The organism is Marinomonas ostreistagni, assembly GCF_016888445.1.
GTDB classification, from domain to species: Bacteria; Pseudomonadota; Gammaproteobacteria; order Pseudomonadales; family Marinomonadaceae; genus Marinomonas; species Marinomonas ostreistagni.
This window is the reverse complement of record NZ_JAFEKF010000001.1, coordinates 339,103-362,711: the sequence shown is the minus strand read 5'-3', so window position 1 is coordinate 362,711 and position 23,609 is coordinate 339,103. Positions and strand designations below refer to the sequence as shown.

Here is a 23,609-nt window from a genome sequence, read left to right as displayed (position 1 = left end):
GTCTGTACCGACTCAATCCTTCTATCGCTCTATTGGTACAGCCTAGAAAAGCTCTAGCGGCAGTTGCCTTAATTCGTCTTCGGGTTTGAGCATCACACTGAGCCCAAGCAAGCGGATTTCACGGCCATTTTGGCGGGTTAATACCTCTTGCAGCAGCTCGCGAAAGTATGGCAAATCCAGCCGGCCATGCACGTGCTCAATGGTGGTAAGCTGGAAGTCGGCGAATTTGACTTTGATGCCCTGCTTGGTGATCGAGTAATCCGGCGAAGCTTTGCCTAAGCGCTCGTAAAGCTCCGGAAAAAGCTTATGCTCAATGATCTGCCAGCATTCATCAAAGGTGGAAATATTGGTCGGAAAGGTCCGTTCGACGCCGACGGATTTACGCTGGCGATGGGGGGTGACTTCGCGATTATCCACGCCATGGCTGCGATTCCAAAGCGAATGGCCAAGACGCCCAAAGCGCCGTGTCAGCGCTAAGTAGTCAGTGTTACGAATATCTTCACAAACGAAAAAACCCGCTTGCTGCAGCTTTTGTAGGCTGACCTTACCTACCCCAGGGATTTTCTCCAGCGGCAAGGTATCGATAAACGACTGCATTTCGTTGGGCGTGATGACGAATTGACCGTCGGGCTTATTCAGATCCGAGGCGATTTTGGCCAAGAACTTAATCGGCGCCACGCCTGCGGACGCAGTCAGGTTCAGCTCGTTGCGAATATCATTACGAATGGCTTCTGCAATAAGTGTGGCCGAGCCGTGCAATTGCTGACAGTCGGTCACATCCAGATAAGCTTCATCGAGCGATAGCGGCTCGATTAGATCGGTATAGCGCGCAAAAATGGCGCGTACGCTTTGGGAAATCTCACGATAAACCTGCATACGCCCACGCACGACCGTCAAATGCGGGCACAGCTTTTTGGCCCAAGCGGTGGACATGGCCGAACGCACGCCGTATTTGCGTGCTTCGTAGTTGCAGGTACTGATCACACCACGCTGACGCTCACTGCCACCCACCGCCAACGCAATATCGCGGTACTTAGGCTCATCACGCATCTCGACCGACGCAAAAAAAGCGTCCATATCGATATGAATGATTTTTCGTTGGCGTGGCTCAGGGTTGGTCATAGTCAAACACTGTTGAAATAAACAGTATTAAGGCACAACAAGATTGGCTTTGTCTAGGGCGAGCGCCACGGGTGCGCCCGCCTCTAGCTTGAGCCAGTTAGGGTTGCTCGCTAGGCAAGCGAAATGCCCGCTTGCTTGGCACGGTGCGCGTGCAGTTTTTTGTAGCTTTCGATCAGTTTCTGGTGACGATCGAGGCCTTCAAGCTTCATATTAGTCGGGGTCAGTCCGTAGAATTTAACCGAGCCTGCCACCGAGCCGATGACGTTTTGCATCACCTCTTCACCAAACATGCGCGACAGATTCGCCACGAAGTCTTCCAGTGCCAGCTCGTCATCTAGGGTGATTTCCAGTACCGCCAACACTGCTTGATAAAATAAGCCGCGCTCCACGGTATTGTTGTTAAAGCTTAAGAAGGCTTCGACTTGATCTTTGGCTTCTTCGTGCATGCCAAGCGCTAAATACAGCATCAGCTTAAGCTCGCCCACATCGAGTTGGCCCCAAGGGGTATTTTCATCGAATTCGACACCGATCAATGTGCGAATGTCGGTGTAATCGTCCAGCTCGCTTTCTTCTAAACGCTCAAGCAGCGCTTCAAGCGCCTCATAGTCTAGCTTGTGGATGTTGAGAATGTCTTCACGGAACAACAAAGCCTTGTTGGTGTTGTCCCAAATCAGATCGTCCGCTGGGTACACTTCTGAGTAATCCGGCACCAGAATACGACAGGCATTGGCACCAAGGTCATCAAACACCGCCATGTAGACTTCTTTGCCCATGTCTTCAAGGATGCCCATCAGGCCATCGCGCTCTTCTTCAGTAGTGCCTGAGAAATCCCACTGGCAGAATTCGTAATCCGCCTTGGCGCTAAAGAATTTCCATGAGATCACACCGGTCGAATCAATAAAGTGTTCAACGAAGTTATTCGGCTCTTGTACCGCAAACGAATTAAACGTCGGTAATGGAATATCGTTAAGACCTTCGAAGCTACGCCCTTGCAGCAGCTCGGTTAAACTGCGCTCTAGCGCTACTTCAAAGCTTGGGTGCGCCCCAAACGAAGCAAATACGCCGCCAGTACGTGGGTTCATCAAGGTGACGTTCATCACCGGAAATTGACCGCCCAAGGACGCGTCTTTCACCACCACAGGGAAGCCATTGTCTTCTAAACTCTTGATGCCTTCTAAGATGCTTGGGTATTGCTCAAGCACTGACATGGGCACATCTGGCAAGACGATCTCTTGCTCAATGATTTGCTTTTTCACCGCGCGCTCAAAGATCTCAGACAAACACTGCACCATGGCTTCAGGTAGTGTGTTGCCAGCACTCATACCGTTACTTAAGAATAGGTTCTCGATCAGGTTCGATGGGAAGTACACCGTCTCTTGATCCGATTGACGCACATAAGGGATCGCACAGATACCGCGCTCAATGTTGCCTGAGTTGGTATCGATCAGGTGTGAGCCTTGCAGCTCTTGCTCAGGGTCGAAGATGTCCAAGCAGTAATCGTCTAGCAGACCTTCAGGTAGAGAGTCGTCTTCGGTCAGCGGGAACCATCTTTCCGTTGGGTAATGCACAAACTCGGCATTGGCCAGCTCTTCACCAAAGTATTGATCGTTGTAGAAGAAGTTACAGCTGGCGCGCTCAATAAACTCACCTAACGCCGAGCACAAGGCGCTCTCTTTGGTGGCACCTTTGCCGTTGGTAAAGCACATGTGTGAGGCGGCATCACGCAGGTGTAGCGACCATACGCCCGGCACGATGTTGCGCCAAGACGCTGCTTCGATCTTCATGCCTAAGTCGGCCAATAAGCCCGACATATTGGCGATGGTTTCTTCTAAAGGTAAATCTTTACCCAAAATCGTGGTTTTGGCTTCGGCGTCTGTCTGCGCCATCGCCATTAACGAAGCGCCCGCATCCAAGTCTGCTACGGTTTCGATATTAAACTCAGGCCCCTGCTGCACCACTTTTTTCACGGTACAACGATCGATCGAGCGTAGGATGCCTTGGCGATCTTTTTCGCTAATGTACTCAGGCAGCTCGACATTGATCTGGAAGGTTTGGTTATAGCGATTCTCAGGGTCGATGATGTTGTTTTGCGACAAGCGAATGTCTTCGGTCGGAATGTCACGCGCTTTACAGTAAACCTTCACAAAGTACGCCGCACACAAGGCCGACGATGCTAAGAAGTAATCAAACGGGCTTGGCGCAGAGCCGTCCCCTTTGTAGCGAATCGGTTGGTCAGCGACGACGGTGAAGTCGTCAAACTTGGCTTCGAGGCGTAAGTTGTCTAAAAAATTTACTTTGATTTCCATGGGGCATTCCAAGATGTATTTGGCGCGCAGTGTAGCATTTTTGCGTGCTAGTGCCTAAGAGCAGAATTGAGAATATAGAATTCAAAAAACGATCTGGATGCAGAGCAAAAGGAGTGAAATAAAATAAACTTGAGTGTACGAAATACTGGGGAGATAGATAAGGGAAATCTAACAAAAGATGGTGGGTGTGGAGAGGTTCGAACTCCCGACATTCGCCTTGTAAGGGCGACGCTCTCCCAACTGAGCTACACACCCATCTTTAAGATGGTGACTTACTTTACTGATGAAAGTAAGTGGCGGAACGGACGGGACTCGAACCCGCGACCCCCTGCGTGACAGGCAGGTATTCTAACCAACTGAACTACCGCTCCTAACCTCAACACAAACACAAACAATTGTCTGCGTCAGAAGATGGAGCGTATTATAGGCAAACCATTTCGGAACGCAACAAGTTTTTTAAATTTATTTCTTTATATTACAAGAGCTTAAATTTTGATCAGCATTGACTTAAAAGTCCCCTAGGCTGACGCGCACGCTTGCGTCAATTCCGTTGGTACTGGTTCATCTGGTGAAGCGCCATGGTCAAAGCTATTACCCTCAAAACCATTAAGCACCCGACTACACACCTTACTCAACAACGCTTGATCGTGGCTGATCACCAACACCCCGATTTGCTGCTGTTTGGCGATGCGCTGCAATGCTTGCCAGAGTTTGGCTTGAGAGATCGGATCGAGGGAAGCGGTGATTTCATCGGCGATCAGGTATTCGGGGCGCCCTGCTAGCGCGCGTAAGATCGACACCCGCTGCAGCTGACCGCCCGACAGTTCATGGGGGAAGCGCTTTAGCCACTCCTGCTCGATGCCAATCATTTGCATCAAGTCATGATCTAGCGGCGCTACTTCTGTCAGGATGCGCTCAATGCGCCATCGAGGGTTCATCGCTTGCAGTGGATTTTGATATAGGTATTGCACCGGGCGGAAGCCCTTTTTGGGCAGTGGCTTGGCGTTTACTAAAACACTACCTGCGGTCGGCTTATGTAAGCCTGACAAGACTCGGCCAAGGGTGGTCTTGCCGGTCCCCGACGGACCATACAGCCCGACACACTCGCCAGGCGCAAGACACAGTGAGAATTCGCTGAATAATGGGCGTTCATAACCGACGGTAAGATGGTTCGCTTGCAGCATGTTAACAGAATCCATTTTGTGGCAGCGCCTGCCATAACGCTCGAGCATGATGAGACTGCAACCCCTCGCCCTCTTCTAAAAACGCATGGGCGTGTTCTACGCCTACTAGTCTGCCTTCATCAAGCATTACCACGCGGTCCGCCAACGGCAGTACGGCACTTAAATCATGAGTGATGACCAGTGCCGCGCGCTGCGCCTGAGCTTGGCCACGCAACAGCTGCAGTATTTGCTCACGATTGGCGCTATCCAAACCGACTGTGGGTTCGTCGGCAATTAATAGATCTGGCTTGCCCAACACTGCCAAGGCCATCAGTACACGTCGCGCCATTCCGCCCGATAACGCGCTGGGGTATAGATCCGCAACCGCTTTAGAAAGCCCCACCTGTGCCAAACATGCAGCGGGATCTACGTCTGTCAGGCCGACTCGACGCCCAGCCCAACGAATTTGTGCGCCAACTTTAGCTAAGGGGTCGAGGTGACCGATTTCTTGGGGCATCAAGGCAATCTGGCGGCCGCGCACCCCTGCAGGATAAGCACCTGACAGCGCATGACCTTTAAATGCTATTTGCCCGTATTGCTTAGCATTGTTGGGCAGCAATCCCATAATGGAATGCGCCAATAAGCTCTTGCCCGCACCAGAGCCACCAATAATCGCCACCAACTCCCCTGGATGTACTGTTAGATTTAACTCAGATAAACGAGGTGTCTCAACACGACGCAAAAAACCCGCATAAGTGTGAAGCGTAAGAGAGTAGTTTGATAAGGTTAGCATTGCGCCTCCCGCGGCGTAAGAAGACGACGAGACGCGCTGCCGAGCGCTTCAAATGCCAGCACCAAGACCATTAACATCAGCCCTGGAAACAATGCGAGCCACCAGCGCCCCGCGCTAATATGACGCATGGAGTCAGACAGCATCACGCCGATCGCAGGTCGCGATGGCTCCAGCCCAAACCCTAAAAAGGTTAGCCCTGCTTCATGCAAAATTGCGTGCGGAAACATCAATAACGCCCCTACCAATATATGCGGTGCTAAATGCGGCAAAATGTGCGACCACGCGATAAATAAGCGTGATTTACCCAGTGCGTAAGACGCTTCCACGTAAGTCGCCGCCTGCACTTCACGTAACTCCACTCGAAGCACGCGCGCCAAGCGTGGCCAATGACTGATAGCCACCGCCAAAATAACCGCAGACGTGCCGCCACCCATAGCAAACGACAACAAAATTAATAGCATCAGGTGCGGCATGGACAACATGGCATCGGTGATAAAAGTCGCTACCCGATCAGCACGCTCGCCTAGCGCTGACGTCAACGCCACTAAAGTGGAAATCAATACCGACAAACTGGCCGCCAACAGCCCAACCCAAAGACTCAACGCCAAGCCATGCAGAGAGCGTGCGAGCATATCGCGCCCCATTTGATCGGTGCCAAATGGATGCAACCAGCTCGGTGCTGATAAACGATTCATAAAGTCGGCGCGCACGCCAACGTCTCCCGCTAACGCAGCTGCCACTAATACGGCTACGATGAGTAGCAGCGCTAGGCCGATACGATACAGTGCACTTACGCGGCCATTCATAAGCGCCTCGTGCGGGGATCAATAATATGTTGTAGGCGATCCGCCAATAGGTTCATAGAGGACACAATCAAAGTGGTTAATAAAGCGATCGCAAGCAATAACGGCACATCGCCTTTTAGCCCTGCCTCGACCGTCGCACGCCCTAGCCCCGGCCAAGCAAAGACTTGCTCCGCGAGAATCGAACCGCCAAAGATTTCACCACTGGCCGCCATGGTCACCGTTAGCGCTGGCAAAGCCGCATTACGAATGCCATGACGCAGAATAATGTCCATCAAGGATGCGCCTTGCGCCCGTGCTAGCAGCACATAATCCGACTGCAACACCTCGATCATTTTGATGCGTGTATGCAACGCGATCGACGCCACGCCCAATACCGTCAGTACTGACAGAGGCAACAGCAAATGTTCCAGCCTTTGCCCCAAGGTGACTTGCTGGTCTGGCACGCCAATCGGACCTGAACAGCAAATCGGCGCCCAGCCCCACTCGACTGACACCACCATGATGGCAAGAATCGCCAACCAAAATGCCGGCGTACCGGCCAATACATAACAGACCACGCGTATGACACGATCCATCCAACCGCCCGCCAACGCAGCTGCGATCACACCTAACAAAAAGCCCAACAAGCCTGAGAAGAGCCAAGCTAAACCGGTTAATGCCAAAGAAGCGCCGATACGCTGACCGATCACTTCAGAAACGGGCATACGATAAGTAGTACTAAAGCCCAGATCGCCCTGAATTAGCTGCCCTGCCCAGACGAAAAACTGCTCTGCTACGGGGCGATTGAGGCCCCAAGCCGCTTCTATTTGAGCTTTTTGTTCGGGGCTGACGCGCGATACGGCCGCCCCAAGATACGCATCCACAGGATCCACGGGGGACAGTTTCATCAGCATAAACACCACTAAGGCGACGCTAAATAGCAGCATTAGCTGGCGTGTGATGAGTCGCAGCACCGTCATCTATTGGCAAGTCCAACGCCATTCGACGATGTTGGCGGTAATCGGCCAGCCATGTCCATGCGACTCAATCTGCGTTTCGCCAAGGTCCAGACACTCATCAATAAAGTACACATGATCAAGATTGACCAGCCACACCCAAGCATTATCACCGGCAAAGCCATACTGCTGAGCAGCTTCGGCCCATAGCGGGTAGGAAGCTTCGGCATCAGGTGCAGACTGCGCTTGCTCAAATAGCGCATCAACTTTTTCGTTGGCATAGTAACTAGGATTTGAGTAGCCTACGCCGCCAAGCGAAGACGCATAAATACCGTATAACTGATAAGCAGAGTGACTACCAAAGCCAAACACCACCGGCTCAGAATGCATCACACGTGTAATCGAATCCCAGCTGCCGCCGACAGGGGTTGCCATGATGCCTAACGGGCGCAATAACTCCGCGGCAGTTTCTGCAAGTGCTTGGCGCGTGGCATCACCCGCTGGGTAATTGATCGCAAACGCCGCCTTAATACCGTCTTTGACACGCACACCTGCATCCGTCATCAACCAGCCCGCTTCATCCAATAGCGCCATCGCCGCTTCAGGATCGTGCGCAATAGCAGTTTCACCTGACCAAGGCAGTTCGTCTGCTGGCCCATAACCGGGTGTGCCATGGCCGTTTAGCGCGACGTCCACCACCAGCTCACGATCAAACCAAAGGTTCATGGCTTTACGAATGGCAAGGTCAGAGGTTACTGCATTACCGACCTTTTTACCGTCAAGCTGCTGTGGTGGTAAAAATGGCATGCTTAAACCACGGTTATCGACGGTTTGTACTGACTTGGCGTAAAAGCCTTCTGGTACGGCATCCGCCAATTGTGCGGGCACAGACACCATCTGCGCCGCACCAGCATTAGCTGCGGCTAGGCCTGCGTCTTCGCCAGTGAATAAAAAGGTAATGCGTTCAAACGCCGCCGGCTCGCCATAGTAGTAAGGGTTACGCTCGACGATTAACTGCTGGCCTTCTTGCCAAGCGACCAACTGAAATGGCCCTGAACCAATCGGATGGCGAGCATATTCCGGACCATAAGAATCCGCTGGCACGATGCCTAAGGTGTGGAAGAAGTTGACAAAGGTAATCCAAGGTTTCTTTAAGTGAATTTCCACCGTCGTAGGATTCAGTGCTTCGGCCTTCTCCATGACTTGTAGATCCAGCTCACCCGCCGCCGCTTTCGCTTGATTAAAGGTAAACGCGACATCTTTGGCGGTCAGTAAGCTGCCGTCAGAAAATTGCACATCATCGCGCAGCGAGAGCGTCCACGTTAAGCGGTCTTCAGACAACGACCACGACGTCGCCACGCCAGGCAGTGTGTTAAGTTCGGCGTCACGGCGCAACAAGGTCGATTGAAACAGTGGATTACCATAACTCCCCCAACCCAACAGCGGATCGAAGCCTGTCTCAGGCTCACCACCGATGGCTAATACAAGGTTTTGAGAGGATGGAGAAGAAGGCGCAGCCTGCGCACCAGAAAAGACAGTAAGAGCGATTAATAACGCCGCAGTGGTATTTTTTAGGAGGGTCATTGCCTACGACCTTAGGTGAGAGTTTTAGTATGATGAATTTTAAAAATCATCATACTAAGCGTGTCATATAAATGCAATCAGACCTAGGCGAATGTATAATCGCTAATATACTAAAGGTTGCTCTATTTTAGGCTGCCTCACTCGCCAGAATTCAAACTCATGGAGTATGCAATGCAACGTGTCACCGTCACCCTAGACGACGATCTAATGGCAGAGCTGGATCAACTTATGCAAGAAAGGGGCTATGCTAATCGCTCTGAAGCCATCCGCGATATGACGCGCGCAGGCTTGGCTCGCAAACGCATAGAAGCCTTGCCCAATACACCGTGTGTCGCTGCATTGGTCTACACCTATGACCATCATGCTCGAGAAGCGTCTTCACGACTCACTTCCGCCCACCATGATCATCATGATCTGACCGTCTCGTCTTTGCATGTGCATCTGGATCAGCACCAGTGCATGGAGGTCTCTATCCTAAAAGGGAACGTAAACGAAGTGCGTCACTTTGCCGATCACTTAGTGTCAGATCGCAAAGTACAGAACGGTGAAGTCGTGATCATCCCTACGGAAGCAGACGCCTAACCTTTTTAAGCCCTTTTCAAGGCGCTGCTCGCACCGAAGCGGGTATGTGCCTTAGCCTTAGACACGTCATATCTTCCGAAAAATAACTTTTTCATCGCAAAATAATAGAGTATGGATTGCCAAACAAGATAACGAGAAATCACGTCGAAAGCGTATAGCTTAAATACAGATCGAAATATTGAATCAAACAACAGGAAGGAGAAGAGAGAATCTTAGGATAGATGGTGGGTGTGGAGAGGTTCGAACTCCCGACATTCGCCTTGTAAGGGCGACGCTCTCCCAACTGAGCTACACACCCATCATAATGATGGCTTGCTACCAACTTACTCTCATCAAAAGTAAGTGGCGGAACGGACGGGACTCGAACCCGCGACCCCCTGCGTGACAGGCAGGTATTCTAACCAACTGAACTACCGCTCCATTGTCATAGGTTGTTTAACCACTTTCCTATAAGTGGTGGGTGTGGAGAGGTTCGAACTCCCGACATTCGCCTTGTAAGGGCGACGCTCTCCCAACTGAGCTACACACCCATCGTAATGATGGCTTACTACCAACTTACTCTCATCAGAAGTAAGTGGCGGAACGGACGGGACTCGAACCCGCGACCCCCTGCGTGACAGGCAGGTATTCTAACCAACTGAACTACCGCTCCATTGTCATAGGTTGTTTAACCACTTTCCTATAAGTGGTGGGTGTGGAGAGGTTCGAACTCCCGACATTCGCCTTGTAAGGGCGACGCTCTCCCAACTGAGCTACACACCCATATCAAACTGAAGTAATGGTGCCGCCACCAAGAGTCGAACTCGGGACCCTCTGATTACAAGTCAGATGCTCTACCAACTGAGCTATAGCGGCAAAATTCGTTTATGCCATCTATTTGATGTGGTGCCGCCACCAAGAGTCGAACTCGGGACCCTCTGATTACAAGTCAGATGCTCTACCAACTGAGCTATAGCGGCAAAACCGTTTTACATCAATTTGATGGTGCCGCCACCAAGAGTCGAACTCGGGACCCTCTGATTACAAGTCAGATGCTCTACCAACTGAGCTATAGCGGCATAAACGCTTTTACTATCAATTTTTAATGGTGCCGCCACCAAGAGTCGAACTCGGGACCCTCTGATTACAAGTCAGATGCTCTACCAACTGAGCTATAGCGGCAAACCGATATATTGCCAAGTGTTTAAGTGGTGCCGCCACCAAGAGTCGAACTCGGGACCCTCTGATTACAAGTCAGATGCTCTACCAACTGAGCTATAGCGGCTTAAACGCTTGTGCAAATTGTCTAACCAGATAAGAAGTGGTGCCGCCACCAAGAGTCGAACTCGGGACCCTCTGATTACAAGTCAGATGCTCTACCAACTGAGCTATAGCGGCAATACAAATTGTCTGGTCGGGACGGCAGGATTTGAACCTGCGACCACTAGCACCCCATGCTAGTGCGCTACCAGGCTGCGCTACGCCCCGATACTGACTAGGACGCTGCCCCTGTCAGCGGGTGCGTATATTACTATAACAATGAGAAAAGGGAAGGTTTTTTTTAAATTTTTTTTAGAAAACGCAATTTAATTTACGTCCTCTCATCTCATCTAACTACTTTATATATATACAAAAATCACCTTATGGCTAAATCCTTAGGCTTAACCATAGAGTCAAAGCACTGCACTTCATCCACGACATGGCAGTAAGGCCAATACTATTCGACAGAAGCGAGATCGTAAAAATATTAAAAAAGCCGTACTCAACGAGTACGGCTTTTTGTATTTTGGAGCAAGAGACGTTTAGTCCTGCATGTAACTCTCGACCTTAGTCTTAAGCTTTTGCCCAGGCTTAAACGTCACCACACTGCGTGCGGTAATCGGAATCTCTTCACCAGTTTTCGGGTTACGCCCTGGACGCTGACTTTTTTCACGGACTTCGAAATTACCAAAGCCAGACAGTTTTACCTGTTCGCGCTCGACAAGAGATTCTCTGACTGTATCAAAAAAGCTCTCAACAAGGTCTTTCGCATCTTTTTTACTTAGACCCAGTGAGTCTACTAAATTTTCCGCTATATCTGCTTTCGTCAAGGACGCCATAATCATTACCCCCGAATCACTGCTCCTAGCTGTTCTGCAAGTGCACCCGTCACTGCTTCGACGGCGCTGTTCACTTCTTCATCACTAAGAGTGTGTGAAGGATGCTGCCACGTCAAGCCTAAAGCGACACTTTTTTTAGTTTCATCAATGCCTTGGCCTTGATAAACATCGAAAACAGCGACTTTTTTGAAGGCTTCGCCAGCGTTTGCAGTGATGACTTTTTCCAGCGCATTTACAGGTGTCGCGCGATCAACCAACAAGGCAAGATCACGACGTACTTCTGGGAATTTCGATACACGCTGGTACTCAGGAAGCTTAGCCCCTAACACGGCATTCAAATCGATTTCAAATACGTAAACCGCTTGGTTTGTGCCCAGCTCTTTTGACAACTGTGGATGCAGCTCACCGATCACACCGACGCGCTCGCCATTGACCAACACATAGGCTGAGCGGCCTGGGTGCAGATACGTTTCGTCAGCACGCTCAAACTCAGGCGTCGCACCTTGGTTTAAGTCAAATAGTGCTTCTACGTGCGCTTTTAGGTCGTAGAAATCCACTTTTTCATTATTGTGGTACCAACCTTCAGGGTAACGAGAGCCTGCAATTAGACCCGCTACTTGGTGCTTCTGATCCAACTCATCAAGTTTGTTCACATCGCCCACGAAACGGCTACCCGTCTCAAAGATACGTACACGTGATTGCTGACGGTTTTGGTTGTGTAGATACACCTTCACAAGACCTGGTAGCAAACTTGGGCGCATCACACCCATATCGCCAGAGATTGGGTTGGCCAAAGGTACCGGCTCAATCGCAGGGAAGAACTGCTTGCTCATCACCGGATCGATGAAGCTGTAAGTCACGGCTTCTTGGTAACCTTGAGACACTAACGTCGCACGTAGTGATTGAATCGGTGTTTTGCTTTCTGACGCTGGCGTGAAATTCACTGCAGCTGTTGGCATAGAAGACGGTAGATTGTCGTAGCCGTAGATACGCGCTACTTCTTCAATCAGGTCGGCTTCGATCTCGATATCAAAACGATGTGATGGCGCAACGGTTACCCATTGCTCATCTGTGACTTCAACCATTTCAAGACCAAGACGCGTCAAGATATCGGTTACCAAGTCTTTCTCAAGAGACACCGCTAAGTATTGATCTAACTTCTTACGACGTAGCGTTACTTGATTCGCCTTTGGCAGATTCGCCTCAGTCGCTACTTCGTTAACAGGGCCCACTTCACCACCGGCAATCTCAACGATCAGCTGAGTCGCACGCTCCATCGCCTTAGCAGCAAGCGTTGCATCAACGCCACGCTCAAAGCGGTGTGATGAATCTGTGTGCAAACCGTAAGAACGCGCTTTACCCGCTAAAGCAAGCGGCGCAAAGAAAGCGCTTTCTAGGAAGATTGTTTGGGTTTCTGCATTCACACCGGAATGCTCACCACCCATCACACCCGCCATCGCCAGTGCCTTTTGCTCATCCGCAATCACCATGGTGTCCGCACGTAGCGCAATCTCTTGACCGTCTAGCAGCAATAGCTTCTCGCCCTCTTCTGCCATACGTACAACGATCGAACCAGACAGATTATTTAGGTCAAACGCATGCATTGGCTGACCCAACTCGATCATCACGTAGTTGGTGATGTCGACGATCGGATCGATAGAGCGGATACCACTGCGACGTAGCTTCTCAACCATCCACAATGGCGTCTCAGCTTGAACGTTAACACCTTTGATCACACGACCTAGGTAACGTGGACAGCCTTCTGTGGCGTCGACACGAATCGGGAAAGTATCGTCAATACTGTGAGCTGGCGCTTCAATAGCCACCGGCTTAACGTCTACTTTATTGATCACACCTACTTCACGCGCCAAACCAGCAATGCTCAGACAATCAGCGCGGTTAGGCGTCAGGTCTACATCAATGATGTTGTCGTCAAGGTTTAGGTATTCACGAATGTCAGTACCCACTGGCGCGTTCGCAGCCAACTCTAGGATGCCATCGTTTTCTTCACTGATCGCAAGTTCCGATGCAGAGCACAACATACCAAAGGATTCAACTTGGCGTAGCTTGGCTTTTTTAATTTTAAAATCACCGCCAAGTACGGCGCCGATTTTAGCAAATGGGATTTTAATACCAGGACGGGCGTTGGGCGCACCACATACCACTTGGAACTGCTCGGTACCATCAGACACAGTACAGACTTGTAGTTTGTCAGCATTAGGATGCTGCTCAGCCGCTAGGATTTCCCCTACTACAACACCGGTGAATTCACCTGCTGCTGCCTCTACTTCGTCGACTTCAAGACCTGCTAGTGTGACTTGGGCAACAAGCTCGTCTGATGTGACCGCTGGATTGACCCACTCTCTTAGCCAATTTTCACTGAATTTCATAGTTAGCCTGGTCCTTACTTGAATTGCGTTAGGAAACGAAGATCGTTTTCGAAGAACATACGTAGGTCATCAACCTTGTAACGCAGCATGGCAAAGCGCTCAACGCCCATACCGAAGGCGAATCCAGTGTACTTCTCAGAGTCGATACCTGACATTTCCAATACTTTTGGATGCACCATGCCACAGCCTAATACTTCTAACCAAGACTCTTCACCTTTGCTGTTAGTACGCATGATGTCTACTTCGATCGAAGGCTCAGTAAACGGGAAGTAGCTCGGGCGGAAACGCACTTTAAGGTCATCCTCAAAGAATACGTTAAGGAACTGCTGCAAAATGCCTTTCAGGTCTGCAAAGGAGATATTTTCGTCGATCAACAAACCTTCCACTTGGTGGAACATCGGCGTGTGCGTTTGATCGGAGTCGCTGCGGTACACTCGACCAGGACAGATGATACGGATCGGTGGCTGGTTGTTTTCCATGGTACGTACTTGTACCGGAGACGTATGCGTACGCAGAACCGTATTAGGATTGAAATAAAATGTGTCTTGCATCGCACGCGCAGGGTGATGCGCTGGAATGTTTAGCGCCTCGAAGTTATGGTAATCGTCTTCGATTTCAGGGCCTGATGCGACATCAAAACCAATACCACGGAAGAAGTTTTCAATACGTTCCATGGTACGTGTAACTGGGTGCAAACCACCGATCTCTTGGCCTTTACCAGACAAAGAAATATCGATCGTTTCATTGGCAAGTTTGGCATTGAGTGCCGCCGCTGCTAGCGCAGTCTTACGCTCGTTCATTTGCTCTTGAACTTGCTGTTTTGCTTCGTTTACCAATTGACCGAATTTAGGGCGGTCTTCAGGTGCAACATTACCTAGTTGCTTAAGAAGCGACGTCAGAGCACCTTTCTTACCAAGATACTGAACACGTACCTCATCAAGACCGGCCTCATTGTCAGATGCAGCTACCGCAGCTAAGGCGTCAGCAAGAATCTGGTTTAGGTTCTCCATTACATACTCCAAAAAATAAAATAGGGGAAGAGCCGTTGGCTCTTCCCCTATCAAAGACTGCTTGAGTGAATAAGCATCAGATGCATGGTCACTCTAGGCACTACGTCTCAATTAAGCCAAGCTTGCTTTCGCTTTTTCAACGATCGCAGCAAAAACTTCTTTCTCGTAAACTGCCAAGTCAGCCAATACTTTACGGTCGATTTCAATAGAAGCTTTCTTAAGGCCAGCAATGAAGCGGCTGTAAGATAGACCGTTTAGACGAGACGCCGCGTTGATACGAGCAATCCATAGAGCACGGAATTGACGTTTGCGCTGACGACGGTCACGGTAAGCGTATTGACCTGCTTTGATAACCGCTTGTTTCGCTACACGAAATACACGGCTACGAGCACCGTAGTAACCTTTAGCTTGCTTTAAAATCTTTTTGTGACGGCGACGAGCCTGAACACCACGTTTTACGCGAGGCATAATATAAACCCTTTAACTAGTTGTTGACTGAAAAATATCGATTAAGCGTATGGAAGCATGCGAACGATAAGTGGCTTATCGCTAGCTTTAACTTGGTGCATAGCACGAAGTTGGCGTTTACGCTTAGTAGACTTCTTAGTCAAGATGTGACTAGTGAAAGACTGCTTATGTTTAAAACCGTTAGCGGTACGTTTGAAGCGCTTTAGAGCACTACTGTTAGATTTAATTTTTGGCATGGTAAAACCACTCTCGCATTCGTTAATGTTAAATGTAATAAACAGGGCTAAGCACAAGACTTAGCCGCTTTTATTACTTCTTCTTTTTAGGGGCCAGCACCATAGTCAATTGACGACCTTCCATTTTCGCAGCCTGCTCTACAACACCATACTCTTCCAAGTCATTAGCGACTCGGTGCATAAGTTGCATGCCAAGCTCCTGATGGGCCATTTCACGACCGCGGTAACGTAGAGAAACCTTGGCCTTATCCCCTCCTTCAAGGAAACGTATCAGGTTGCGGAGTTTTACCTGATAATCCCCTTCCTCCGTCCCTGGACGGAATTTAATTTCTTTTACTTGAATTTGCTTTGCATTCTTCTTCTGAGCGGCTTTCGCTTTTTTCTGCTCGAAGATATGCTTACCGTAGTCCATGACTTTGCAAACAATCGGATCTGAATCAGCAATCTGCACTAGGTCTAGACCAGCTTCTTGCGCTGCTTCTAGTGCTTCTTCAATCGAAACAACACCAATTTGATCACCATCAGCACCGATAAGGCGCACTTCGGTAGCTCGTATGTTTTCGTTGATTTGAGGACGTTGCTTAGCGTTAGCGCGTCCACGATTCATATTACCTTTTATAGCTCTATCTCCATTATTTATTTACGACTACGGCGTGAGATTTCAGTTTGAAGCAATTCTTCAAATTCTTGGATACTCATCACACCCAGATCATCACCTGTACGAGTACGTACAGCAACTTGCTGATTCTCGACTTCTTTATCACCGATGACGATCATGTAAGGCACTCTCTGTAGAGTATGCTCGCGGATTTTAAACCCGATCTTCTCGTTTCTCAAGTCAAGTTTTGCTCGGAAGCCCTGTGAATTTAGAGATTTCTCTAAATTCTTACAATAATCAGCCTGACGATCGGTAATATTCATGATTACCACTTGTTCTGGCGCAAGCCAAACTGGGAACGAACCTTCGGTTTCTTCAATCAAGATACCGATGAAACGCTCTAGCGAACCCACGATCGCGCGGTGCAACATAACCGGTGTCTGGCGTGAGCCATCTTCGGATACGTATTGCGCACTAAGACGCGTTGGCATTGAGAAGTCCACCTGAATAGTACCGCACTGCCATACTCGGCCAATCGCGTCTTTCAGAGAAAATTCAATTTTCGGTCCGTAAAAAGCACCTTCACCTGGTAGCTCTTCCCACTCAAGTTCAGCTGAATTCAATGCTTCAGCCAAGGCTTTCTCAGCTTTATCCCAAACCTCATCCGAGCCAACACGTTGCTCTGGACGAGTAGATAAGCGGTAAATAATTTGATCGAAACCAAAATCTGCATACACTTCGTGCAGCAAATCAATGAATTCAGACACTTCTGACTGAATCTGATTTTCTGTCACAAAAATATGACCGTCATCTTGTACGAAGTTACGTACACGCATGATGCCATGTAGTGCACCCGATGGCTCGTTACGGTGACATGAACCAAATTCTGCCATACGGTATGGCAAATCACGGTAACTCTTCAAGCCTTGGTTGTACACTTGTACGTGACAAGGACAGTTCATTGGTTTTACGGCGTAGTCGCGGTTTTCTGAATGAGTAGTAAACATGTTTTCATGATACTTACCCCAGTGACCGGATTTTTCCCACAAAACGCGATCGACGATCTGTGGCGTTTTCACCTCTTGGTAACCGTTTTCTAACTGTTTCTGACGCATGTACTGCTCGACAGTTTGGTACAGATTCCAGCCTTTTGGATGCCAGAACACCATGCCAGGTGCTTCTTCTTGCACGTGGAACAAGTCTAGCTTTTTACCAAGTTTACGGTGATCTCGTTTTTCCGCTTCTTCGATACGTGTCAAATACGCTTTTAGATCTTTTTTATCAGACCAAGCCGTACCGTAGATACGTTGTAATTGTTCGTTGCTAGAATCACCACGCCAATAGGCGCCTGCTAGCTTCATCAATTTGAAGTGACGTAGAACACGTGTATTAGGCACGTGTGGGCCACGACACATATCCATGTATTCTTCATGATGGTACAGACCGACTTCTTTAACTGAGTCGTCCATATCATCGATCAATTGTACTTTGTACGATTCACCGCGCTCATCGAATTTAGCACGTGCTTCGTCGACCGGCGTCATCACTTTAACTACGTCGTAGTCTTTTTTGATGAGCTCTGCCATACGTGCTTCGATCGCCGCCATGTCTTCTGGCGTAAACGGACGCTCGTAAGCGATATCGTAGTAAAAGCCTTCATTGATCACAGGACCAATGGCCATTTTGGCAGTTGGGAACAACTGCTTCACTGCATGACCTACCAGGTGGGCAAACGAGTGACGAATGATTTCGATACCTTCTTCGTCTTTTCCCGTCACCAAGCTGACGTCAGAATCTTCGGTAATAAGCTCACATGCATCGACCAACTTGCCGTTGATTTTGCCGGCAACAGTTGCCTTGGCAAGACCTGGACCGATATCCTCGGCCACTTGCATAAGAGTAACGGGCTCAGCAAAGGTACGCTGGCTACCATCTGGTAAAGTAATTACTGGCATTTTTTTCCCCTGTCGGAGTCAGTGGTGCTCCATACGAAAGAGCACATGGAAATTTGAGTGCGTTAAAATAACACTTCTTAGACTATTTTGCGACCATCTTGGCCGGCTTTCATAGTCGTTGAAAATAAGGCACTCTCGCGCATAAAAATCAACCATTTTTTGTGCGCTTCAGCCATAGACTTTCCTCTCTAAGCGGGTAAAATGGCGCCTGTTTCACAACAACCCCTCCAAGATATATAGGCCTTATGGATCACGACGCGATTGACAATTACTGTGTTGAGACAACTCAACCAGAGCCAGACCTTTTGTTGGAATTAGTCGACAAGACTTATACCGACATGGGTTACCCGAATAAATTGTCTGGACGCACGATCGGTCGAGCACTGAAGCTGCTCGCCAAAATCCACCAGCCTAAAAACGCGCTTGAAATCGGCATGTTCACCGGCTATTCAGCGCTATCAATCGCCGAGGGCATGCCAGAAGATGGCAAGCTGATTTGTTGTGAGACCAACCCACGTGCAATTGAGTTTGCACAAAGCTTTTTTGATCGCAGCCCGTTCGGGAACAAGATCACCCCCATTTTCGGCCCCGCCTTGGAGACCATCCAAACCCTCGAAGGGCCGCTCGACTTTGTGTTTATCGATGCCGATAAACGCAACTATCTCAATTATTACGAAGCCGTGCTGCCTTTAGTCCGCAGCGGGGGCTTAATTGTAATTGACAATTCTATCTGGCAAGGACGAGTTCTCTCTCCCGAAGAGAACAGCGATATCGCAGTAGACGCCATGAATAAGCGTATCGCAGAGGATCCGAGAGTGGAAAACGTCCACCTCCACGTACGAGATGGTTTGAATCTCGTCATCAAACTTTAAAACTAATTCTAATAAGTAGGCACCCAGACACTGCCTCTTCTAGGCGGTGTTGGGTGCTATGCTTTTGACTGTAAAAAATTCAAGAGGCAGGGATTTTGGTTGTTTTTAAAATCACAAATAATGTCACTGGAAAGCATTACATCGGCACATCTTTTAACAGTGGATTTCAGCGCTTCGAGCAGTATGTCGAAGCTGCCAACGAAAATTTAGATTTCCCACTGTACGAAGATATCCGCCAGCACGGCGTCGATGCTTTTTCAGTTGAAGAACTGTATGACACAAACGATAAAGAAGAGCTTTACGAGCTAGAGCAGGACTACTTGGTGATCTACAACGCTGAGAGTCTACGTGGCTACAAGATTGGTCAAACAACCGCTAAAGGCCGCCAGCTTGAGCTGGGCAAAAAAGCGATGTTTGATACCAATGGTAAATCGACAGCTGAGCCAGAAAAGAAAACACCTGGCCGTAAGCCAGCGGCTAAAACAGCTGGCAAAAAGAGCGAATTACCTAAGGTAGAGCTACCTAAGAAAGAAGAACCAAAACCAACGGTGTCATCTTTCTTTGGCGAATTGATTGGCGAAGACCGTCTAGACACACCCGCTTCAGGTGAACTAGAAGATCCGACTAAGCCTTCAACTATCAAGCGTAGCGCTGCACCAGCAGCAAGCGAAAAAGCCGCCAGCAGCGCCCCAAAAGGCACCACTCGCAGCTCAAGCAGCATTCAAAAAATGCTCCGTGAAGCCGAGAAACAAGCCAAAGCAGAGCGCGCCGAAGAGCTGCGTAAGCAGCAGCAGGAGCAAGCCGATGAGATGGCGTTGATCATGGCCAAGCTGGACATGACTGCAAAATCAGCACAATCCGCTTTCCGCCGCCGCAAAGGCTAAGTTAGATCCAGTATTAACGAAAAAGCCCCAGTGATCACTCACTGGGGCTTTTTTATACGCGCTTGCTAGCGAATTAAGCGCGCGCTTTTTTCAACGTTTCAGAAATCATGAAGGCCAGCTCTAGCGACTGGTCCGCATTCAAACGTGGATCACAGTGAGTATGATAACGGTCAGCTAGGTCAGCCTCAGTGACTTGGAAAGCACCGCCTACGCACTCAGTGACATTCTGCCCCGTCATTTCAAAATGCACGCCGCCTGGGTAGGTACCTTCAGCTTTATGCACCTCAAAGAACTGCTGCACTTCACGTAGCACATCATCCACTTTGCGAGTCTTGTAGCCTGTACTCGCCTTCACTGTGTTGCCGTGCATTGGGTCACTACTCCACAGCACTTTCTTACCTTCACGCTCAATCGCACGAATCAAGTTTGGCATACCATCAGCTACCTTATCCGCCCCCATACGAACAATAACGTTTAAGCGCCCTTCTTCGTTATCAGGGTTTAAGATATCGCATAGGCGCAACAGATCTTCAGGGTCCATCGATGGGCCAGCTTTCACCCCGATCGGGTTATTTACACCACGCAAGAACTCAACATGAGCACCATCAATCTGACGTGTGCGATCACCGATCCACAGCATATGCGCCGAACAGTCGTACCAATCACCCGTCAAGCTATCTTGGCGCGTCAACGCTTGCTCGTAAGGCAGTAAAAGCGCTTCGTGCGAGGTATAGAACGAGGTCTCACGCAATTGAGAGGCACCGGCACCGATACCACAGGCTTCCATAAACTGTAGCGCGTCATCAATTTTATCGGCCACTGTTTGATAGCGCTCACCAGCAGGACTATTGCTAATGAAATCCAGGTTCCATTGATGCACTTGATGCAAGTCGGCAAAGCCACCTTGCGCAAACGCACGCAATAGGTTCATAGTTGCCGCACTCTGATTGTAGACTTTGAGCAAACGCTCAGGGTCAGGAATACGTGCAGCTTCATCAAACTCGATACCGTTGATAATGTCACCACGGTAGCTTGGCAGCTCAATGCCGTTAATATTTTCCGTACCAGCTGAACGCGGCTTAGCAAACTGCCCTGCCATACGCCCTACTTTTACGACTGGGCATTTGCCTGCATAGGTCATCACCACAGCCATCTGCAACAATACTTTAAAGGTATCGCGAATATTGTTTGCTGAGAACTCAGCAAAACTTTCCGCACAGTCACCACCTTGCAGTAAAAAACCTTTACCATTGGCTACATTGGCCAACTCAGATTTCAACTGACGTGACTCACCGGCAAATACCAATGGCGGCACTTGCGCTAAAGTTTGTTCAACACCGCGCAGTGCTTCCACACTCGGGTATTCTGGCTGCTGTAAAGCCGTCTTTTGACGCCAGCTTTGTACGTCCCATGCGTTAGGCATTATTTCCCCTTACCTATATTTTTATTTGCTGTTAGCGTGCCACCACCCAAAGTATTTGAGCATCGTCTTGTGACTTCGATATGACAATATGCCCCATACCAGCATCATAGTACACACTATCACCTTCGTTTAATTCGACTGGCTCGTAAAACTCCGAATAGAACACCACACTCCCCGAAAGCACCAATAAAAACTCTTCGCCATCGTGGCGCACCCACTCCTTGAACTCATCAAAGCTACGTGCGCGTACTATGGTTTTAAATGGCACCATCTTTTTGCGACTGATAGAAAAGCTCAACAGCTCGTGTTCATAGGTCGCTGTCGGGTGTGGCTCCCCTTCTTCGTTACGTGTTATATCGCGCCGCCCCGCGATCGAGTGCTCTTGCGTTTCCACAAACAGCTGCGGTAAATCCATCCCCAGACCGCCAATCAGCTTTTGCACAATAGCAAAGCTGGGGGAGACATGATCATTCTCGATTTTAGATAAGGTTGAGCGTGCAATTCCCGTGCGCTTACTCACCTCTTCGAGTGTCCAACCTTTGGTCAAACGTATTTCTTTAACACGCTTGCCCAATTCTAACGGCTCGACAAATTGATCCGGGTCTGAAGCGGTAGCAGTTTCTAATGAGGGTCGACTTACCATCTACATTTCTCCTATACGCTCCGCAAGTTTACTAAAATAAACTCTGTTGACCTATATGATATTTAATTTAGTCATTTCATGCAGAGACAAAAAAGCCCGCTTTGAGCGGGCTTTGCACTATTAACGCACCTTAGCGTTTTTTTAATAGCTCCATCGCCGGCAAGCATCGACCCAAATCAAAGCCCTTTTTCATGACATGGGCAACATGTTCGATAAACGAGTTTTCGTCTTTTTGCTCTGCCAAGACCCACAGCACAGATGAGCGAGTCCCCGTACGACAATAAGCAAACACCTTATCAGCCTCGGCCATAGCGTTTTGCTGCTGAACCACTTCTCGGTTAGTTAATTGCTTTAAGTCAATAGGGTTATGGATGTACACCAAACCAGCTTGCTCGGCTGCCGCTTGGATCTCAGCACTGCTTGGCTGATCCTCAGACTCACCATCTGGGCGATTGTTGATTAAAACATCAAAACCTTGCGCTTTAATTTCAGCCACATCAGCCACGTCAATCTGCGGTGCTACAGAATAATTTGAGGCAAGTTCAACACTGTTCATAACTTTGTTCCTTTTACTACGAGCGGTACAGCACTTTAATTAAATGAAAACCAAACTGTGTTTTCACAGGACCTTGGATTTTAAGCAAAGGTCCATTGAATACCGCTTTATCAAACGGCGCAACCATATCGCCTTTACGGAATTCACCTAAATCGCCCCCTTTTTTGCCTGAAGGGCAAGTGGAATGCTTCTTAGCCAACTGATGAAAGTCTGCACCATTATCCAACTTGGTTTTCAGCTGCTCAGCTTCCTGCTTGGTTTTTACGAGTATATGGCAGGCACTTGCTGTAGCCATTTATCACCTCTTCGTTGATTCAACTTAAATACACGGGTAGATTCGTGTGATACATTCAGTTTAAGTATAACTTGTTTCGGATACGAGGATAGTATGGAGTTAATGCCATCATCGGAAGAATTATCGATTTTATTAGTTGAGCCCTCTTCCACACAACAAAAAATTATTCAACGCGCATTGGCCGAAACTGGCATTAGAGATGTGCGCTTCGCCGACTCCATTAAGTCCGCCATCAACGCCGTGAAAGATTACGAACCTGACCTAATTGTGTCCGCCATGTATTTGCCCGATGGTGAGGCTGATACCATGGTCACCATGATGAAAAAGCATCCCGACACTGAACACATTCATTTTATGATCGTCTCCAGTGAGAGGGATCGCTCGCATCTTGAAACGTTACGCCAAGCGGGCGTGATTGCCATCCTGCCGAAACCTTTTGAAATGAAAGACCTACAGCGCGCGATTAATGCCACGCTCGATTTAAGTGTTGAGCAAGAAATCGATCTGGAACTGTTGGACCCGCACGAGATGAGCGTGCTACTGGTGGATGACAGCAAATTGGCGCAAAAGCACATTACCCGCGTCCTAGAGACAATGGGGATCATCAATATCGATGTGGCAGCTAACGGCGCTGATGCGATTCGCTTACTACAAGATGCCGACTACGATTTGGTCATTACTGATTACAATATGCCAGAGATGGATGGCAAAGAACTGGCTCACACCATCCGTATGACGGAAAGCATCTCTCACATTCCTGTACTCATGGTCGCTTCTAACGCCGACCAACCTCAGCTGGCCAACATCACCCAAGAAGGTGTCGATGCGATCTGCGACAAAGTCTTTGAACCTGAGACGTTAAGACGTTTACTGCATAATATCTTAGATTAAAAAAACGGCCCACTGGGCC

General features: G+C 49.0%; 22 protein-coding genes and 14 tRNA genes. 4 read left to right on the top strand and 32 right to left on the bottom strand.

Annotated elements, in window-relative coordinates; translation table 11 throughout:
• Nucleotides 1–42 precede the first annotated feature (42 nt).
• From dinB to JQX58_RS01645, 9 genes are all read right to left on the bottom strand, one after another.
• A complete protein-coding gene (gene dinB / locus JQX58_RS01685) occupies nt 43–1,122 on the bottom strand; it encodes a DNA polymerase IV (protein WP_204145081.1) in 1,080 nt (359 codons plus the stop codon).
• Between the two features lie 110 nt (nt 1,123–1,232).
• Nucleotides 1,233–3,428 (bottom strand): OsmC domain/YcaO domain-containing protein, encoded by a 2,196-nt coding sequence (locus JQX58_RS01680; protein WP_204145080.1) that lies wholly within the window; start codon nt 3,426–3,428, stop codon nt 1,233–1,235.
• A 179-nt stretch (nt 3,429–3,607) separates the two neighbouring features.
• Nucleotides 3,608–3,683 (bottom strand) — tRNA-Val (locus JQX58_RS01675).
• 39 nt (nt 3,684–3,722) lie between these two features.
• A tRNA-Asp gene (locus JQX58_RS01670) sits at nt 3,723–3,799 on the bottom strand.
• 147 nt (nt 3,800–3,946) lie between these two features.
• A complete protein-coding gene (locus JQX58_RS01665; RefSeq protein ID WP_239090118.1) occupies nt 3,947–4,627 on the bottom strand; it encodes an ABC transporter ATP-binding protein in 681 nt (226 codons plus the stop codon).
• On the bottom strand, nt 4,614–5,384 hold the full coding sequence (locus tag JQX58_RS01660) for an ATP-binding cassette domain-containing protein (protein ID WP_204145079.1): 771 nt from the start codon (nt 5,382–5,384) through the stop codon (nt 4,614–4,616). Before JQX58_RS01660 ends, JQX58_RS01665 begins: the two co-directional genes overlap by 14 nt.
• Nucleotides 5,378–6,190: an ABC transporter permease gene (locus JQX58_RS01655; RefSeq protein ID WP_204145078.1), complete on the bottom strand. Its 813-nt coding sequence runs from the start codon at nt 6,188–6,190 to the stop codon at nt 5,378–5,380. Before JQX58_RS01655 ends, JQX58_RS01660 begins: the two co-directional genes overlap by 7 nt.
• On the bottom strand, nt 6,187–7,149 hold the full coding sequence (locus JQX58_RS01650; protein WP_204145077.1) for an ABC transporter permease: 963 nt from the start codon (nt 7,147–7,149) through the stop codon (nt 6,187–6,189). Before JQX58_RS01650 ends, JQX58_RS01655 begins: the two co-directional genes overlap by 4 nt.
• Nucleotides 7,150–8,709, bottom strand: coding sequence for an ABC transporter substrate-binding protein (locus JQX58_RS01645; protein ID WP_204145076.1), 1,560 nt, complete (start codon nt 8,707–8,709; stop codon nt 7,150–7,152). It abuts the gene before it with no gap.
• A 171-nt stretch (nt 8,710–8,880) separates the two neighbouring features.
• Between JQX58_RS01645 and nikR the strand changes: the two genes are divergently transcribed.
• A complete protein-coding gene (gene nikR / locus JQX58_RS01640) occupies nt 8,881–9,291 on the top strand; it encodes a nickel-responsive transcriptional regulator NikR (RefSeq protein WP_204145075.1) in 411 nt (136 codons plus the stop codon).
• A gap of 222 nt (nt 9,292–9,513) precedes the next feature.
• Here nikR and JQX58_RS01635 read toward each other — a convergent pair.
• The 19 genes from JQX58_RS01635 to thrS form a co-directional block, all read right to left on the bottom strand.
• Nucleotides 9,514–9,589 (bottom strand) — tRNA-Val (locus tag JQX58_RS01635).
• 45 nt (nt 9,590–9,634) lie between these two features.
• Nucleotides 9,635–9,711, bottom strand: a tRNA-Asp gene (locus tag JQX58_RS01630).
• A gap of 34 nt (nt 9,712–9,745) precedes the next feature.
• A tRNA-Val gene (locus JQX58_RS01625) sits at nt 9,746–9,821 on the bottom strand.
• A gap of 45 nt (nt 9,822–9,866) precedes the next feature.
• A tRNA-Asp gene (locus JQX58_RS01620) sits at nt 9,867–9,943 on the bottom strand.
• A gap of 34 nt (nt 9,944–9,977) precedes the next feature.
• Nucleotides 9,978–10,053 (bottom strand) — tRNA-Val (locus JQX58_RS01615).
• Nucleotides 10,054–10,070: 17 nt separating this feature from the next.
• Nucleotides 10,071–10,146, bottom strand: a tRNA-Thr gene (locus JQX58_RS01610).
• A 28-nt stretch (nt 10,147–10,174) separates the two neighbouring features.
• Nucleotides 10,175–10,250: transfer RNA gene (locus tag JQX58_RS01605), tRNA-Thr, on the bottom strand.
• 23 nt (nt 10,251–10,273) lie between these two features.
• Nucleotides 10,274–10,349 (bottom strand) — tRNA-Thr (locus tag JQX58_RS01600).
• 27 nt (nt 10,350–10,376) lie between these two features.
• Nucleotides 10,377–10,452, bottom strand: a tRNA-Thr gene (locus tag JQX58_RS01595).
• A gap of 27 nt (nt 10,453–10,479) precedes the next feature.
• Nucleotides 10,480–10,555: transfer RNA gene (locus tag JQX58_RS01590), tRNA-Thr, on the bottom strand.
• A gap of 37 nt (nt 10,556–10,592) precedes the next feature.
• A tRNA-Thr gene (locus JQX58_RS01585) sits at nt 10,593–10,668 on the bottom strand.
• A gap of 13 nt (nt 10,669–10,681) precedes the next feature.
• Nucleotides 10,682–10,758: transfer RNA gene (locus tag JQX58_RS01580), tRNA-Pro, on the bottom strand.
• A gap of 314 nt (nt 10,759–11,072) precedes the next feature.
• Nucleotides 11,073–11,369 carry an integration host factor subunit alpha gene (locus JQX58_RS01575; protein ID WP_204145074.1) on the bottom strand — a complete coding sequence of 99 codons (297 nt, stop codon included), beginning with the start codon at nt 11,367–11,369 and terminating at the stop codon, nt 11,073–11,075.
• A 5-nt stretch (nt 11,370–11,374) separates the two neighbouring features.
• Entirely contained in the window at nt 11,375–13,759 is a 2,385-nt protein-coding gene (gene pheT / locus JQX58_RS01570; RefSeq protein WP_204145073.1) for a phenylalanine--tRNA ligase subunit beta, read from the bottom strand.
• 14 nt (nt 13,760–13,773) lie between these two features.
• A complete protein-coding gene (gene pheS / locus JQX58_RS01565; protein WP_204145072.1) occupies nt 13,774–14,769 on the bottom strand; it encodes a phenylalanine--tRNA ligase subunit alpha in 996 nt (331 codons plus the stop codon).
• Between the two features lie 111 nt (nt 14,770–14,880).
• Nucleotides 14,881–15,237 carry a 50S ribosomal protein L20 gene (rplT, locus tag JQX58_RS01560; protein ID WP_133559386.1) on the bottom strand — a complete coding sequence of 119 codons (357 nt, stop codon included), beginning with the start codon at nt 15,235–15,237 and terminating at the stop codon, nt 14,881–14,883.
• Nucleotides 15,238–15,278: 41 nt separating this feature from the next.
• Complete coding sequence (gene rpmI / locus JQX58_RS01555) at nt 15,279–15,473, bottom strand: 50S ribosomal protein L35 (protein ID WP_204145071.1); 195 nt, start codon at nt 15,471–15,473, stop codon at nt 15,279–15,281.
• A 73-nt stretch (nt 15,474–15,546) separates the two neighbouring features.
• A complete protein-coding gene (infC, locus tag JQX58_RS01550) occupies nt 15,547–16,080 on the bottom strand; it encodes a translation initiation factor IF-3 (protein ID WP_204145070.1) in 534 nt (177 codons plus the stop codon).
• 29 nt (nt 16,081–16,109) lie between these two features.
• On the bottom strand, nt 16,110–18,026 hold the full coding sequence (thrS, locus tag JQX58_RS01545) for a threonine--tRNA ligase (protein ID WP_204145069.1): 1,917 nt from the start codon (nt 18,024–18,026) through the stop codon (nt 16,110–16,112).
• Nucleotides 18,027–18,271: 245 nt separating this feature from the next.
• On the opposite strand from thrS, the gene JQX58_RS01540 reads away from it, so the two are divergent.
• Both JQX58_RS01540 and JQX58_RS01535 read left to right on the top strand, forming a co-directional pair.
• Nucleotides 18,272–18,898: an O-methyltransferase gene (locus JQX58_RS01540; RefSeq protein WP_204145068.1), complete on the top strand. Its 627-nt coding sequence runs from the start codon at nt 18,272–18,274 to the stop codon at nt 18,896–18,898.
• Nucleotides 18,899–18,993: 95 nt separating this feature from the next.
• Complete coding sequence (locus tag JQX58_RS01535; RefSeq protein ID WP_204145067.1) at nt 18,994–19,782, top strand: GIY-YIG nuclease family protein; 789 nt, start codon at nt 18,994–18,996, stop codon at nt 19,780–19,782.
• A 73-nt stretch (nt 19,783–19,855) separates the two neighbouring features.
• On the opposite strand, the gene JQX58_RS01530 is transcribed toward JQX58_RS01535, so the two are convergent.
• The 4 genes from JQX58_RS01530 to ppiC form a co-directional block, all read right to left on the bottom strand.
• A complete protein-coding gene (locus JQX58_RS01530; protein ID WP_204145066.1) occupies nt 19,856–21,205 on the bottom strand; it encodes a class II 3-deoxy-7-phosphoheptulonate synthase in 1,350 nt (449 codons plus the stop codon).
• 31 nt (nt 21,206–21,236) lie between these two features.
• Nucleotides 21,237–21,848 carry a helix-turn-helix domain-containing protein gene (locus tag JQX58_RS01525; protein WP_204145065.1) on the bottom strand — a complete coding sequence of 204 codons (612 nt, stop codon included), beginning with the start codon at nt 21,846–21,848 and terminating at the stop codon, nt 21,237–21,239.
• Nucleotides 21,849–21,978: 130 nt separating this feature from the next.
• Nucleotides 21,979–22,404 carry a protein tyrosine phosphatase family protein gene (locus JQX58_RS01520; protein WP_204145064.1) on the bottom strand — a complete coding sequence of 142 codons (426 nt, stop codon included), beginning with the start codon at nt 22,402–22,404 and terminating at the stop codon, nt 21,979–21,981.
• A 16-nt stretch (nt 22,405–22,420) separates the two neighbouring features.
• Complete coding sequence (gene ppiC / locus JQX58_RS01515) at nt 22,421–22,699, bottom strand: peptidylprolyl isomerase PpiC (protein WP_204145063.1); 279 nt, start codon at nt 22,697–22,699, stop codon at nt 22,421–22,423.
• 102 nt (nt 22,700–22,801) lie between these two features.
• Between ppiC and JQX58_RS01510 the strand changes: the two genes are divergently transcribed.
• Nucleotides 22,802–23,590 carry a response regulator gene (locus JQX58_RS01510; protein ID WP_239090117.1) on the top strand — a complete coding sequence of 263 codons (789 nt, stop codon included), beginning with the start codon at nt 22,802–22,804 and terminating at the stop codon, nt 23,588–23,590.
• Nucleotides 23,591–23,609 lie beyond the last annotated feature (19 nt).